Here is a 14626-nt window from a genome sequence, read left to right as displayed (position 1 = left end):
GGGTCCGGGGTTAAAAAACTCCGATCCACAGGAGGAAATCGACGGGCGCCTTCGGGTGCCCGTTTGCTTTTGCGCCCGGGCGTGGCAGCAAGGGCCATGATTATCCTGCTGAACAAACCTTATGACGTGCTCTGCCAGTTCAGCCGTGACGGCGAGCGGGCGGTGCTGGCGGATTTCGTGCCGGTGAAGGGGGTCTACCCAGCGGGGCGGCTGGACCGCGACAGCGAGGGGCTGGTGGTCCTGACCGATGACGGCAAGCTGCAGGCGCGGATCGCGGACCCTCGGCACAAGCTGGAGAAGACCTATCTCGCCCAGGTCGAGGGGGTGGTGAGCGAGGTCGCGCTGGAGCGGTTGCGGCGCGGGGTGGAGTTGAACGACGGGCCCACCCTTCCCGCCCGGGCCCAGGGCGTGGCAGAGCCCGCCTGGCTGTGGCCTCGGGTGCCGCCGATCCGGGTGCGGAAGTCGGTGCCGGATGGCTGGATCGAGCTGACCCTGCGCGAGGGGCGGAACCGGCAGGTGCGGCGGATGTGTGCGGCGGTGGGGTTGCCCTGCCTGCGGCTGATCCGCTGGCGGGTGGGCGACTGGACGCTGGAGGGGCTTTCCCCCGGCGCATGGAGGCAGGTGTGACGGACATCGAGGTGGCCGAGGCCATCATCCGGCGGCTGGAGTTGCAGCCGCATCCCGAGGGGGGCTGGTATCGGCAGACCTGGGTCGGGCCGGACGTGGCGGGGCGGGCCAGCGGCACGGCGATCCTGTTCCTCTTGCAGGCCGGCGAGCGGAGCCACTGGCACCGGGTCGATGCGGACGAGATCTGGCTGTGGCATGCCGGGGCGCCGCTGGTGCTGTCGCTGGGGGTGGAGGCGGCGCGCGAGGTGCGGCTGGGACCGGACGTTCTGGGCGATGAGGTGGTGCAGGCGGTGGTGCCGGCCGGCTGGTGGCAGGCGGCGCGGTCGACCGGGGCGTGGACGTTGGTCAGCTGCACGGTCAGTCCGGGGTTCCGCTTCGAGGGGTTCGAACTGGCCCCGCCGGGCTGGGAGCTTTAGGTGGTTGTCCAGCGTGGACAGATCTTCGCCTCCCATGAAAACAATGACTTGTCTGGTGGCGTTCAGGTTCTGTTAATCTGTTGGGGCGCATGCCAGAGCGCGGGGGGATGGCCCTTTCGGTGTTCCGTTGACGGGCGGGTTGCGCCCATCGGCAGCTGATGGGTGCAAGACGCGCTGGCGCGACGGACTGGCGATCTGGGTGGCAGCTGCGGCGACCTTGGTCCTTGCGGCCCTGTTCATCCTTCCCGCCGTCTATCCCCCGCGCCAGCCGCTGGGCTATGTGGCGGGGACGATCCTGTCCTACGCGGTTCGGGTGACGACATATGGCGGAGCGCGCAGCTCTTTCGAAGTGCGGCTGGACCGAGGCGAGACTAGCACGGTGGCCGCCGCAGGACCGGCGCGTGTGCCGGGAGTCCGAGTTTGCAGCCGGGCGGTCCAGCGCGGCCATCTGGGCTTGGGCCATCTGCCCGGGGACCGCTGCGCCGGTCCATGACCACCAGGACCAGTTCTTGCCGGCGCTGTGGCGGGTGGAGTGCGCGCGGCCGGTCGCTTGTGGCAGGCGGCGGCATGCCTCCGGCGGGGACATTTGGGCAAAGGTGAATGGGCAGAGGGTTTCCAGACCAGGGAGCGGCGTGACGGACGTTCGTCGGGTCGATGGCTGGTGCCTGGCGCGGGGAGACTTTGCTGCTGTGAAGGCAGGGCGGGTGCGCCGGGTCGGCGAAGCAGCCGGGGAGACGAGTGGCCTTGTGCGGGGCGCGTGATTGGCTGGCCGGTGTGGCGGGCAAACATCGGGTTGAGGGCTGGTGCTTCGAGCTGGGGTTTGTTGCCAGTGTGGACGGAAGAGCGGGCTAGGCGTGAAGGCTGGGCCTCGAACTGCCGTTCGGTAAAGCAGGCGGGTAGGCCTGTCGGATTGTGGCGCATGGTCGGGGGCAGCGGAGCTTGGGCTGACTGCTGGTGCCTAGGGCCGGGGTTTGTTGCCAGCGTGACCGGAAGGGCGGGCTGGACGTGAAGGCTGTTGCGCGGGCTTCCGGTCGGTGAAGCACGCGGGGAGACCTACCGGATTGTGCGGCTCGTGGTCAGGGGTGGCCGGGGGCAGCGGAATTTGGGTTGACGGCTCGTGCTGCGGATTGGGGTTTGTCGCCGGCGTGAACGGAAGCAGCGGGGGCGCATGGAAGCGGTTGCGCGGCCCTGTCGGCGGGCGGGCGCGGGCAAGCGACCCGGGATTGTGCGGGGCACAAGATCGGGGTGGCCGGCGCTGGGGGCTTTGGCTAGGGGTGGGGCATGAGCGATAGCACCCCCCTACCCCGTCCCGCCGCTGCCTCGGGCGACAGCCTGGCCGGTTTCTTCTATGCGCTGACGGCCTATCTGCTGTGGGGCTTCCTGCCGCTGTACATGAAGGCGCTGGCGCATATTCCCCCGGTCGAGGTGATCGCGCATCGGGTGCTTTGGTCGGTGCCCATCGCGATTCTGGTGCTGCTGTGGATGGGGCGGACCGGGGATCTGAAGGCCGCGCTGCGCTCGCCCCGGACGTTGGGGATGGGGGCGATGACGGCGGCGCTGATCAGCGTCAACTGGGGGATCTATGTCTGGGCCATCGGCTCGGGCCATGCGCTGGATGCCGCGCTGGGGTATTACATCAATCCGTTGTTCTCGATCTTCCTGGGCGCGGTGCTGCTGCGCGAGAAGATCGGGCGGACGCAAGCAGTGGCCATCGCGCTGGCGGCAGTCGCGGTGGCGATCCTGACCTGGGAGGCGGGGCGGCTGCCGGTCGTGGCGCTGGGGCTGACGGTGACCTGGGGCTTTTACGCGTTCCTGAAGAAATGGCTGCCGATTGGTCCGAACCAGGGATTCGCGCTGGAGGTGCTGATCCTGTTGCCGCTGGCGCTGGCCTATCTGGTCTGGCTGGGGGCGGCCGGCAGCGGGCATTTCCTGCGCGGCGTGCCTTGGGACACGGCGCTGCTCTTTGGCTGCGGGATCGTGACGGCGGTGCCCTTGATGATCTATGCCAACGGAGCCAAGCGGCTGCGGCTGTCGACCATCGCGATCATGCAGTACATCGCGCCGACGATGATCTTCCTGACCGCGGTCTTTGTCTTTGACGAGGCGTTCAGCCAGGTGAAGCTGGTCGCCTTCGGGCTGATCTGGGTGGCGCTGGTGGTCTATTCCACCCCGATGCTTATGGCACAGGCACGGGATCGGGCCGGCTGATCTGGCCGCCGCCGACCAGGGTCGGAGCGCCGGTCGTGTCCGGGCCGGAGGTCGGCAGTTTGCGCAGCACCCGCACGGCGAGATAGGCGAAGGCCTGGGCTTCCAGCATGTCGCCATCCAGGCCGACGGTTTCCACCGGGTCGATTGGCAAGGGGATGCGGCGGCGAAGTTCGGCCATGAGGACCGGATTGTGGCGGCCGCCCCCCGTCACCAGGATCCTGGCCACGGGGGCGGGGAAATGGATCTGGGCCTGGGCGACACAGGCGGCGGCAAGGGCCGTCAGGGTGGCGGCGGCGTCGGCGTCGGACAGATCCTCGAGCGCGTCGACCAGGTCGGCAAAGCTGTTGCGGTCCAGCGATTTCGGCGGCGCGGCGTCGAACCAGGGATGGCCGAGGACCTGCTGGATGAAGGCGTCATCCGCCTGGCCTTGTGCGGCCAGCGCCCCATCCTTGTCCTGCGTCAGACCCAGGCGTGCCAGCATCAGGTCGTTGACCGGGGCGTTCGCGGGGCCGGTATCGAAGGCGAGGAGCGCGCCAGGGGTCTCGGGCGTCCCGGTCGTGGGGTCGACGAGTGTGATGTTGCCCACGCCACCGAGGTTCAGGAAGGCCAGGGGTTCGGTCGCGCGGATGTAACGGGCCAGCGCGTGGTGGAAGAACGGGGCGAGGGGCGCCCCCTGCCCGCCCATGGTCACGTCAGAGGTGCGGAAGTCCCAGACGGTCGGAAGCTCCAGCACCTGGGCCAGAAGCGCGCCGTTGCCGCATTGGTGGGTGCCGCGCCCCTCGGGGTCGTGGGCAAGGGTCTGGCCGTGAAAGCCCGCAAGCTCGGCCCCGGTGAAGCGGGAGAGAAGTTCGGCATGGGCGGTCTCGACCACCTCGGCGGCGGGGGCGACGGCGGGGTCGCCGGGCCATTGGCCGAGGGCGGCGCGGATCGTGGCCTGTTCCGCGGGCGTGTAGGGCCGATAGGCCGAGGGGCCGAAGCCCTGGATGGTGATGCCGTCGGTCAGCAGCATGGCCGCATCGACACCGTCGAGCGATGTTCCCGACATGGCGCCCAGCGCCCAGAGTGGCCCGTCCTTCCGCATCTTCCCTTGGCATCCCCGCGAAGATATACCGCGCGCATCCTAGACCGAGGCGGCCATGAACTACCATCCGAAATCTGACTTCATGCGTGTGATGTTCGAGCGCGGCTTTGTTGCCGATTGCACGGATTATCAGACGCTTGACGAGGCTTTGTTGAAGGGTGTGGTGCCCGCCTATATCGGTTACGATGCCACGGCGCCGTCCCTGCATGTCGGCCACCTGATGAACATCATGGTGCTGCGCTGGCTGCAGAAGACCGGCCACAAGCCGATCACGCTGATGGGCGGGGGCACGACCAAGGTCGGCGACCCCAGTTTCCGCAGCGAGGAGCGGCCGCTGCTGACGCCGGACGCGATCGACCGGAACATCGACGGGCTGAAGCAGGTCTTCGCGCGCTACCTGTCCTATGGCGACGGGCCGACCGACGCGATCATGCTGAACAACGCGGAATGGCTGGACGGGTTGAACTACCTGGACTTCCTGCGCGACATCGGACGGCATTTCAGCGTCAACCGGATGCTGTCGTTTGAATCCGTGAAGTCCCGGCTGGATCGTGAGCAATCGCTGTCCTTCCTGGAATTCAACTACATGATCCTGCAGGCCTATGACTTTCTGGAGATCCACCGTCGCTATGGCTGCCTGTTGCAGATGGGCGGGTCGGACCAGTGGGGCAACATCATCAACGGGATCGACCTGACCCGCCGGGTGATTGACCAGGAGATCTTTGGCCTGACGACCCCGCTTCTGACCACCAGCGACGGGCGGAAGATGGGCAAGTCGGCTTCGGGTGCGGTCTGGCTGAATGGCGACATGCTGAGTCCGTACGAGTTCTGGCAGTTCTGGCGGAACACGACCGATGCGGATGTGGGCCGGTTCCTGAAGATCTTCACCGAGCTTCCGGTCGAGGAATGTGACCGGCTGGGCGCGCTTGGCGGGTCGGAGATCAACCAGGCGAAGGTGCTGCTGGCCAACCTCGCGACCGGGCTGCTGCACGGGGCCGAAGCGGCGGCGGCGGCAGAAGCGACGGCGCGGGAAGTGTTCGAAAAGGGCGGAATCGGGGACGATCTGCCGACGGTCATGCTGGAGGCCGCAGAACTGGCCGAGGGCGTGGGGATCGTGCAGCTTTTCGTCCGCGCGGGCCTGGCGGCCAGCGGCAAGGACGCCAAGCGCCTGATCACCGAGGGCGGCGCCAAAGTGAATGACGAGATCGTGCTGGACCCCTCGCTTCGCTATGGCGCAAGCCATCTGGTCGAACCGCTGAAACTGACGGCGGGCAAGAAGCGCCACGCGCTGGTGGTGCTGGCGTGATCCGGCGGGCGGCGGCGGTCCTGGCCCTGTCGGGTTCGACCGCTGCGGCCTGCCCGATGTCGTTGGCGATCTACACCGAACCGGAAAGCGGGTTCGAGCTGCGCTTCCGGGTGGCCCAACCCTGGGAGCAGATCGGCATGGTCGATCATGCAATGGATCTGGCGCTGATGGACGGCCGCGTGCTTTGGGGCCAGATCGCGCAGAACATGGGCGTCAGCCGGCAGGAGGGCACGCTTTACGCTGATTGCCCGCGCCATTCCCCCGAAGGGCCGACACCCGAGGCGGTGCTGGCGGGCTGCCTGGCCTGGCAGGGTGTGGTCTATGGGCTGGAGAATGGCCGAATCGGCCCCCTGCCCTTTGCCGACGGCAAGGCCCCGCCCTCGCTGATCCTGTCGGATCTGGGCCGGCAGTTGCGCTATTCGGTGATGGCGGGACCAGAGGTCGAGATCTGGGATCAGCTGGACCTGACCGCCTGCGCGGAATGACGAAAAATCCGCCGCCGCGCGCAAGGTAGTGTGGCGACTGGCCGGATCGGGTGCTTTCGCGTGCAATGCCCGGCCACGGATCGCAACCGGGGCGGTCCTGACCGGCGGCGGGCGTGGGCTTGGGCGTAAGGTGGGCGATATCGCCCACCCTACCCCCGTGCTGTTCAAGGCTGGACGGTGACCTTGGCCATGACGTCGGGGGTGTCCGAAACCTCGCCGTTCTGGCCGTCGCCGCGTTTGATCGCGTCGACGACTTCCATCCCCGAGATGACATTGCCGACGATGGTGTATTGGCCATCCAGGAATTCGCCCGGGGCGAACATGATGAAGAACTGGCTGTTGGCGCTGTTCGGGTCGGCAGCACGGGCCATGCCCACGACGCCGCGCTGGAAGCTGAGGTCGTTGGTGAATTCGGCCGGGATATCGGGCCTGGACGAGCCACCCATGCCGGCCATCGACAGATCGCCGCCGGCTTTGCCGTTGGACACGTCGCCGGTCTGGGCCATGAACCCGTCGATCACGCGGTGGAACACCACGTTGTCATAAGCGCCTTCCTGCGCCAGCGCAGTGATCTGCGCGACGTGCTGGGGGGCGACTTCGGGCAGAAGGTCGATGACCACGGTGCCGTTGGCCTGGCCCGCGACTTCGATCACCAGGTTCGGGCCGGGGCCGTCCGCGGCCTCTTGTGCAAGGGTCGGCGTGGCGGCAAGCGTCAGGGCGACGGCCAGTTTGCGAAACATGTCTTGTCCTTTCCAGACTTCGGATGCGGTCTTGTCCCCGGCTTCGCGCCCTGCGTCAACGGGCGGTGCTTCACATCCGCGGGGGTCAGCCGGTCTTGCGCCCGGTCCATGTGTAGCCGCCTTCGGGCTGGTCGTGGCGACCTTCGATCGACCAGTCGTACCAGCTGCCCGTGAACGAGGTCCTGGCCGCGTCGAACCGCACGACCAAGGCGCCGCTGCCATAGGCGTCATTCCACTGGCAGGTCAGGATCGGATCGGCGAACCGGCAATCGGTGATCGTGCCTTTGGCCGGGGTGAAGCCGTCCAGATAGTCATACCGGCCCGTGATCGTCCCGTCCGCCGCCACAGCAAGCATGGTGGTGCCGGGAGCGTCGTCGCCCACAGACCAGATGATGCCCTTGTACGTGCCCGCAAGCTGCGGATCGGCCTTTGCGACCGCAGCGGTCAGGCAAAGACAGGCAAGGAACAGGCGCATGGCGGACCCTTTGAATGTGCAGCGGGGCAAGACATGCCCTGCCTTGCCCCACGCGTCAGGTCAGGAAATCCGTTACTGGACGTCGGCCGCGACACGCACGGTGATCATGCGATCGGGGTTGGCCGGAGGCTCGCCCTTCACGATCTTGTCGACATGCTCCATCCCGCTGATGACCCGGCCATAGACGGTGTACTGGCCGTTCAGGAAATGGTTGTCCTTGAAGTTGATGAAGAACTGGCTGTTGGCCGAGTTCGGGTTCTGCGAGCGGGCGGCCCCCAGGGTGCCACGGTCATGCGGCAGCTTCGAGAACTCGGCCGGCAGGTCCGGGTATTGCGAGCCGCCCGTGCCGGCCCGGCGCGGGTTGTAGTTCGGGCTTTCCATATTGGCGTTTTCCACGTCGCCGGTCTGGGCCATGAAGCCGTCGATCACGCGGTGGAAGGCCACGTTGTCATAGGCCTTGTCGCGGGCGAGCTGCTTCATGCGCTCGGCATGTTTGGGCGCCACGTCGGCCAGCAGCTCGATCACCACTTCGCCGTCCTTCAGCGTCAGGATGATGGTGTTTTCGGGATCCTTGATCTCGGGCATCGGGTGTCTCCTGGTTTGGTCGGGCGCGACCGTAGCGGCGGCATGCGGCCAAGGAAAGGGCAAAGCGTCTTAAGCGGTTGACGCGGGCGTGATCGGGGGGCCAAAAGCGGGAGGGCTTTCAACCGATGGAGAACGCGATGCCGTGGAAAACGCTGGATGACATGGAGCTTGCGGGCAAGACGGTGCTGGTGCGCGTCGACATCAACGTGCCGATGGAGGGAGGTCATGTCACCGACATGACCCGGATCGACAAGATCGGGCCGACGGTCGAGGCGATCATCACCAAGGGCGGCAAGGTCGTGCTGTTGGCGCATTTCGACCGGCCGAAGGGCAAGGTGGTGCCGGAGATGAGCCTGGGCCATGTGGCCGAGGCCGTGGCGGGGTCATTGGGCCGCAAGGTCGTGTTCGGGGCGGATTGCGTGGGCGAGGTCGCGGCGGCGGCAATTGCAAAGGCGGGGGCTGGGGATGTGGTCCTGCTGGAAAACACCCGCTTCCATCCCGGCGAGGAAAAGAACGACCCCGAGCTTGCCGCGCAGATGGCGAAGCTGGGCGATGTCTATGTGAATGACGCCTTTTCGGCCGCGCATCGGGCGCATGCCTCAACCGAGGCGCTGGCACGGCTGTTGCCGGCGGCGGCGGGGCGGCTGATGGAGGCGGAACTCAAGGCACTGGAGGCGGCGCTGGGGTCGCCAGAGCGGCCGGTGGTGGCTGTGGTGGGGGGGGCCAAGGTCTCGACCAAGATCGAGTTGTTGGCCAACCTGGTGACCAAGGTCGACCATCTGGTGATCGGGGGCGGCATGGCGAACACCTTCCTGGTGGCCGAAGGGATCGAGGTCGGCAAGTCGCTGGCCGAACGCGACATGGCCGAGACCGCGCGCGAGATCCGGCACCGGGCGCAAGGTGCGGGCTGCAAGATCCATCTGCCGGTCGACGTGGTGGTGGCGCGCGAGTTCAAGGCGGGGGCGGACAGCCAGACGGTCAGCGTCCACAAATGCCCGCCGGATGCGATGATCCTGGACGCAGGGCCGCAGACGGTGGCCGAGTTGGAGGGCGTGTTCGCGCAGGCCCGGACGCTGATCTGGAACGGGCCGCTGGGGGCCTTCGAGATCGAACCGTTCAACGCCGCGACCAATGCGGCCGCGCGGGCGGCGGCACGGCTGACCAAGGCGGGCGGCCTGATTTCGGTCGCGGGCGGCGGCGATACCGTGGCGGCACTGAACGCGGCCGGCGCGGCGGAGGATTTCACTTTCATCTCGACCGCCGGGGGCGCCTTCCTGGAATGGATGGAGGGCAAGGAATTGCCCGGCGTGAAGGCGCTGATGGGTTGAGTGGCGGGGCCGTGAGGGCTATGCCAACAGGGACATTCGGGAGACGGACATGACCAACGCGAAGATGACCGAACAGGTACGCAACGGGCGGGGCTTCATCGCCGCGCTGGACCAGTCGGGCGGCTCGACCCCCAAGGCGCTGAAGCTGTATGGCGTTTCGGAAAGCGAATATTCCGGCGAAGAGCAGATGTTCGACCTGATCCACGCGATGCGGGCGCGGATCATCAAGTCGCCGGCCTTTACCGGGGACAAGGTGGTGGGCGCGATCCTGTTCGAGCAGACCATGGACCGCACGATCGACGGTGTCCCGACTGCGACTTATCTTTGGGAAAAGCGCGGTGTCGTGCCCTTCCTGAAAATCGACAAGGGGCTGGAGGCCGAGGCCGACGGCGTGCAGTTGATGAAGCCGATGCCGGGGCTGGACGCGCTTTTGGCGCGGGCGGTCAAGGCGGGGATCTACGGGACCAAGGAACGCTCGGTCATCAATGCGGCGAACCGCAAGGGGATCGCGGCCATCGTGGCGCAGCAGTTCGACATCGGCCGTCAGGTCGCGGCGCACGGGCTGATGCCGATCCTGGAGCCGGAGGTCACGATCTCGATCGCGGACAAGGCCGAGGCCGAGGCGATCCTGCAGGAGGAAATCCTGAAGGCGCTGGACGGGCTTGAGGGGCAGGTGATGCTGAAGCTGTCGCTGCCGACGGTCCCGGATTTCTATCAGCCGCTGGTCAAGCATCCCAAGGTGCTGAAGGTCGTGGCGCTGTCGGGCGGGCACAGCCGCGACAAGGCCAACGAAATCCTGGCGCAGAACCACGGGATCATCGCCAGCTTCAGCCGCGCGCTGAGCGAGGGGCTGTCGGCCCAACAGTCCGACGCCGAGTTCGACGCGGTGCTGCAGGGCGCGGTCGACGGGATCTACGCCGCCTCGATCACCTGAGGGCGTGCGTCGGGGCGCTGGCACCCGAGGGCGGGCCGCTTGGCCCGCCAAACCTTTGAGCCGCGTGCGTTTTCGGGATTCACAAGCCGGGAAACCTGTGCCATGATTCGGGTAATGCCCCCGCGAGAGGGGCTTTGAGGCGGTTCATGGCAGTTGTGCAGCACAAGCGCGGTTTGGGTGGGGTGATCTATCTGGTCCTGGCCTTCGGGTTGGGGATCTATTTCACCTTTGCCGCCGTTCAGGGCGATTACGGGATGTTCGCCCGTGTGGCGATCAATGCCGAGGCGGCCACCTTGACCGAAGAGCGTGACCGGCTTTCGGCGGAACTGGCCGAGATGCAGAACCTGACCCATCGTCTTTCGGACGACTATCTGGATCTTGACCTGTTGGATCAGCAGACCCGCGACGTGCTGGGCTATATGCGCTCGGACGAGATCGCCATTCGCTGACCTGTCGCACGGCAGGATCGGACGGTTTTCAAATCGAGCGGCTTGCGCCGCATTGCCTTTGTCTCGCGCCTTTGCGTGAAGAACGCAAAGGCGCTCGGCGGCCTCCGGCGGGGATATTTGGGCAAATGTGAAAGGCAGGGTCGCTTCTCGTGCTAGGTGCCATTCCAAGGGCGCATAGCAGATGCGGAATTTTGTTTTGACCCAATAATCCCCGATACTGTATGGATGGTTTAACGTTGAACCATTCTTCGACCCCTGGGAGGAGCCCTGATGGCCAAGAAGCCGGAGACGAGACCGAACGTCTCGAAGGAAGAGCTGCTGAAATACTACCGCGAGATGCTGCTGATCCGGCGGTTCGAGGAAAAGGCGGGCCAGCTTTACGGGATGGGGCTGATCGGCGGCTTCTGCCACCTGTACATCGGGCAGGAAGCGGTGGTCGTGGGCCTGGAAGCCGCGACCAAGGAAGGCGACAAGCGCGTCACCAGCTATCGCGACCACGGGCACATGCTGGCCTGCGGGATGGACCCGAAGGGCGTGATGGCCGAACTGACCGGGCGGATTGGGGGCTACTCCAAGGGCAAGGGCGGGTCGATGCACATGTTCTCGAAAGAGAAACATTTCTACGGTGGGCACGGGATTGTTGGCGCGCAGGTGCCGCTGGGGGCGGGGTTGGCCTTTGCGGACAAGTATCTGGGCAATGACAACGTGACCTTCACCTATTTCGGTGACGGGGCGGCGAACCAGGGCCAGGTCTACGAGACCTACAACATGGCCGAGCTTTGGCAGCTGCCGGTGATTTTCGTCATCGAGAACAACGGCTATGCGATGGGGACCAGCGTGAAGCGGTCGACCAAGTCCACCACCTATTACGGGCGCGGGCTGGCTTACGGTATTCCGGGCGAGCAGGTCGACGGGATGGACGTCCTTGCGGTCAAGGCGGCGGGCGAGAAGGCCATTGCGCACTGTCGGGCCGGGAACGGGCCGTATATCCTGGAAATGATGACCTATCGCTACCGCGGACACTCGATGTCCGACCCGGCCAAGTACCGCACGCGGGAAGAGGTCGAGAAGATCAAGACCGAGAAGGACTGCATCGAGCATGTCCGCGACCTGCTGACGCAAGGTGGTCTGGCTTCGGACGAGGAGCTGAAGGCCATCGACAAGGAGATCAAGGCGATCGTGAACGAAAGCGCCGAGTTCGCCAAGGAAAGCCCGGAGCCGGACCTGTCCGAGCTTTGGACGGATATCACGGTCTGAGGGGGAAAGATCATGGCAACTGAAGTACTTATGCCCGCGCTGTCCCCCACGATGGAGGAAGGCACGCTGGCCAAATGGCTGGTGGAGGAAGGCGATACGGTCAAGTCGGGGCAGATCCTGGCGGAGATCGAGACCGACAAGGCGACGATGGAGTTCGAGGCGGTCGATGAAGGCGTCGTCGGCAAGATCCTGGTCGCGGAAGGCACGGCAGGGGTGAAGGTGAACACTCCGATTGCGGTGCTGGTCGAGGAGGGCGAGACGGTGTCGGACGCCCCTGCCCCGGCTGCGGTTGCGGCTGTTGCGGTGGCGGCGGAGGCTCCGGTCGCCTCGCCGGCGGTTGTGGCGGCACCTGCTCCGGCGCCGGTGGCGGCGAAGGGCTGGCCGCATACGGACCTGCCCGAGGGACCGACCAAGACGATGACCGTCCGCGAGGCATTGCGCGAGGCGATGGCCGAAGAGATGCGGGCCGATCCGACCGTTTTCCTGATGGGGGAAGAGGTCGGGGAGTATCAGGGGGCCTACAAGATCTCCCAGGGGTTGCTGGACGAGTTCGGGCCGCGCCGCGTGGTCGATACCCCGATCACCGAGATCGGGTTTGCCGGGATCGGGGTGGGTGCCTCCTGGGGTGGCCTCAAGCCGATCGTCGAGTTCATGACCTTCAACTTCTCGATGCAGGCGATGGACCACATCATCAACTCGGCGGCCAAGACGCTGTACATGTCGGGGGGCCAGATGGGTTCGCCGATGGTGTTCCGGGGGCCGAACGGGGCGGCGGCACGGGTCGGGGCGCAGCACAGCCAGGACTTCGCGGCCTGGTATGCGGCCATTCCGGGGATGCGGGTCTGCATGCCCTATTCGGCGGCGGATGCGAAGGGTCTCCTGAAGACCGCGATCCGCGATCCGAACCCCGTGGTGTTCCTGGAGAACGAGATCCTGTACGGGCGGTCGTTCGAAGTGCCGACCGATCCGGATTTCACGGTGCCGTTCGGCAAGGCGTCGATCCTGCGCGAAGGCAAGGATGTCACGCTGGTCTCCTTCGGGATCGGTTGCGCCCATGCTTTGGCTGCGGCGGAAGAACTGGCGAAGGAAGGGGTCGAGGCCGAGGTGGTGAACCTGCGGACCCTGCGGCCCATCGACTATGACACGGTGCTGGCCTCGGTGATGAAGACCAACCGCTGCGTCACGGTCGAGGAAGGCTTCCCGGTGGGGTCCATCGGCGATCATCTGGCATCGACGATCATGCAGAAGGCGTTCGACTATCTGGACGCCCCGGTGATCACCTGCACGGGCAAGGACGTGCCGATGCCCTATGCGGCGAACCTGGAAAAGTTCGCGCTGATCACGCCCGCCGAGGTCGTGACCGCCGTCAAATCCGTCTGCTACCGGTGAGGTGAAGCCATGGCTACCGAAATTCTGATGCCCGCGCTTTCCCCGACGATGGAGGAAGGCACGCTGGCGAAATGGCTGGTCAAGGAGGGGGATGCGGTCAAGTCGGGCCAGATCCTGGCCGAGATCGAGACCGACAAGGCGACGATGGAATTCGAAGCGGTCGATGAAGGGGTCGTGGGGAAGCTGTTGATCGCCGAGGGGACTGCGGGGGTGAAGGTGAATACGCCCATCGCGGTGCTGCTGGACGAGGGCGAGGATGCTTCGGCCGTACCTGCGCCCAAAGCCTCCTCGTCCGCCTCCTCGGGCGCCGCTGGCGCCTCGTCGGGCGGCTCGTCGGCGCCGGTCCCTGCCCCGGCGGCTGCGCCTATGGCGGCTCCGGTTGCTGGCGGTGCGCGGGTGTTCGCTTCGCCCTTGGCGCGGCGGATTGCCAAGGAGAAGGGTCTGGACCTGGGGGCCGTGAAGGGCTCGGGTCCGCATGGCCGGATCGTGCGGGCGGATGTCGAAGGCGCGCAGCCTGGGGCCGCGAAACCTGCGGCGGCTCCGGCGGCGGAAGCTCCGAAGGCGGCGGCCCCTGCCCCGGCGAAACCGGCGGGCGCGATGCCCACGGGAATGGCGGCGGAGACGGTGCTGAAGATGTACGCGGACCGGCCCTTCGAGGAAGTGGCGCTGGACGGGATGCGGCGCACGGTGGCGGCGCGGCTGACCGAAGCCAAGCAGACCATCCCGCACTTCTACCTGCGGCGCGACGTGAAGCTGGACGCGCTGATGGCTTTCCGCGAGACGCTGAACAAGCAGCTTGAGGGGCGCGGGGTGAAGCTGTCGGTCAACGACTTCATCATCAAGGCCTGTGCGATGGCGCTGCAGGCGGTGCCTGCGGCGAACACCGTCTGGGCGGGCGACCGGATGCTGCGGCTGAAGCCGTCGGACGTGGCGGTCGCGGTGGCGGTGGAAGGTGGCTTGTTCACCCCGGTGCTGCGCGATGCCGATAAGAAGTCGCTGTCGGCGTTGTCGGCAGAGATGAAGGACCTGGCGGGTCGGGCGAAGACGAAGAAGCTGGCCCCGCATGAGTATCAGGGCGGGTCGTTCGCGATCTCGAACCTTGGGATGATGGGGATCGAGAACTTCGACGCCGTCATCAACCCGCCGCATGGGTCGATCCTGGCCGTAGGCGCGGGGATCAAGAAGCCGGTGGTTCTGGCGGACGGGACCATTGGGGTCGCCACGGTGATGTCGATGACGCTGTCGGTGGATCACCGGGTGATCGACGGGGCCTTGGGGGCGGAGTTCCTGAAGGCCGTCATCGAGGCGCTGGAAAACCCGATGGTGATGCTCGCCTGAACCGGTGG

General features: G+C 66.3%; 16 protein-coding genes. 12 read left to right on the top strand and 4 right to left on the bottom strand.

All coding sequences use genetic code 11. The features are described 5' to 3' along the window. Positions 1-96 precede the first annotated feature (96 nt). The 4 genes from CXR42_RS01895 (at position 97) to rarD (ending at position 3251) form a co-directional block, all read left to right on the top strand. Positions 97-627, top strand: coding sequence for a pseudouridine synthase (locus CXR42_RS01895; protein ID WP_103255818.1), 531 nt, complete (start codon positions 97-99; stop codon positions 625-627). Beyond that, complete coding sequence (locus tag CXR42_RS01890; protein ID WP_103255817.1) at positions 612-1043, top strand: cupin domain-containing protein; 432 nt, start codon at positions 612-614, stop codon at positions 1041-1043. The genes CXR42_RS01895 and CXR42_RS01890 overlap by 16 nt, the downstream gene beginning before the upstream one ends. 199 nt (positions 1044-1242) lie before the next feature. Beyond that, the gene (locus CXR42_RS01885; RefSeq protein WP_146037978.1) at positions 1243-1536 is read left to right on the top strand and encodes a hypothetical protein; all 294 of its coding nucleotides are present in this window, start codon (positions 1243-1245) and stop codon (positions 1534-1536) included. A gap of 788 nt (positions 1537-2324) precedes the next feature. After that, complete coding sequence (rarD, locus tag CXR42_RS01880; protein WP_103255815.1) at positions 2325-3251, top strand: EamA family transporter RarD; 927 nt, start codon at positions 2325-2327, stop codon at positions 3249-3251. On the opposite strand, the gene CXR42_RS01875 is transcribed toward rarD, so the two are convergent. Beyond that, positions 3220-4332: an anhydro-N-acetylmuramic acid kinase gene (locus CXR42_RS01875; protein WP_103255814.1), complete on the bottom strand. Its 1113-nt coding sequence runs from the start codon at positions 4330-4332 to the stop codon at positions 3220-3222. The two genes, rarD and CXR42_RS01875, sit on opposite strands and share 32 nt — an antisense overlap. A 55-nt stretch (positions 4333-4387) precedes the next feature. On the opposite strand from CXR42_RS01875, the gene tyrS reads away from it, so the two are divergent. Then, positions 4388-5638: a tyrosine--tRNA ligase gene (gene tyrS, locus CXR42_RS01870; protein WP_103255813.1), complete on the top strand. Its 1251-nt coding sequence runs from the start codon at positions 4388-4390 to the stop codon at positions 5636-5638. Then, positions 5635-6123 (top strand): hypothetical protein, encoded by a 489-nt coding sequence (locus tag CXR42_RS01865; RefSeq protein ID WP_103255812.1) that lies wholly within the window; start codon positions 5635-5637, stop codon positions 6121-6123. Before tyrS ends, CXR42_RS01865 begins: the two co-directional genes overlap by 4 nt. A 164-nt stretch (positions 6124-6287) precedes the next feature. Here CXR42_RS01865 and CXR42_RS01860 read toward each other — a convergent pair whose 3' ends face one another. From CXR42_RS01860 to CXR42_RS01850, 3 genes are all read right to left on the bottom strand, one after another. Continuing rightward, positions 6288-6863 (bottom strand): peptidylprolyl isomerase, encoded by a 576-nt coding sequence (locus CXR42_RS01860; RefSeq protein WP_103255811.1) that lies wholly within the window; start codon positions 6861-6863, stop codon positions 6288-6290. Between the two features lie 85 nt (positions 6864-6948). Beyond that, entirely contained in the window at positions 6949-7338 is a 390-nt protein-coding gene (locus CXR42_RS01855; RefSeq protein ID WP_103255810.1) for a hypothetical protein, read from the bottom strand. 72 nt (positions 7339-7410) lie between these two features. After that, on the bottom strand, positions 7411-7923 hold the full coding sequence (locus tag CXR42_RS01850; RefSeq protein WP_103255809.1) for a peptidylprolyl isomerase: 513 nt from the start codon (positions 7921-7923) through the stop codon (positions 7411-7413). 137 nt (positions 7924-8060) lie between these two features. On the opposite strand from CXR42_RS01850, the gene CXR42_RS01845 reads away from it, so the two are divergent. The 6 genes from CXR42_RS01845 to CXR42_RS01820 all read left to right on the top strand — a co-directional run bounded on the left by CXR42_RS01845 (position 8061) and on the right by CXR42_RS01820 (position 14618). Then, entirely contained in the window at positions 8061-9251 is a 1191-nt protein-coding gene (locus tag CXR42_RS01845) for a phosphoglycerate kinase (protein ID WP_103256973.1), read from the top strand. A gap of 49 nt (positions 9252-9300) precedes the next feature. Beyond that, on the top strand, positions 9301-10185 hold the full coding sequence (locus CXR42_RS01840) for a fructose bisphosphate aldolase (protein ID WP_103255808.1): 885 nt from the start codon (positions 9301-9303) through the stop codon (positions 10183-10185). A gap of 146 nt (positions 10186-10331) precedes the next feature. Continuing rightward, entirely contained in the window at positions 10332-10634 is a 303-nt protein-coding gene (locus CXR42_RS01835) for an FtsB family cell division protein (RefSeq protein ID WP_103255807.1), read from the top strand. A gap of 270 nt (positions 10635-10904) precedes the next feature. Then, positions 10905-11891: a pyruvate dehydrogenase (acetyl-transferring) E1 component subunit alpha gene (pdhA, locus tag CXR42_RS01830; protein ID WP_103255806.1), complete on the top strand. Its 987-nt coding sequence runs from the start codon at positions 10905-10907 to the stop codon at positions 11889-11891. 12 nt (positions 11892-11903) lie between these two features. Further along, entirely contained in the window at positions 11904-13280 is a 1377-nt protein-coding gene (locus CXR42_RS01825; RefSeq protein WP_103255805.1) for a pyruvate dehydrogenase complex E1 component subunit beta, read from the top strand. A gap of 9 nt (positions 13281-13289) precedes the next feature. After that, the gene (locus tag CXR42_RS01820; protein WP_103255804.1) at positions 13290-14618 is read left to right on the top strand and encodes a pyruvate dehydrogenase complex dihydrolipoamide acetyltransferase; all 1329 of its coding nucleotides are present in this window, start codon (positions 13290-13292) and stop codon (positions 14616-14618) included. Positions 14619-14626 lie beyond the last annotated feature (8 nt).

The organism is Tabrizicola aquatica, from assembly GCF_002900975.1.
Lineage (GTDB): Bacteria > Pseudomonadota > Alphaproteobacteria > Rhodobacterales > Rhodobacteraceae > Tabrizicola > Tabrizicola aquatica.
Note: the sequence above shows the minus strand (reverse complement) of the source record. Positions and strands in the feature narration are given on the sequence as shown.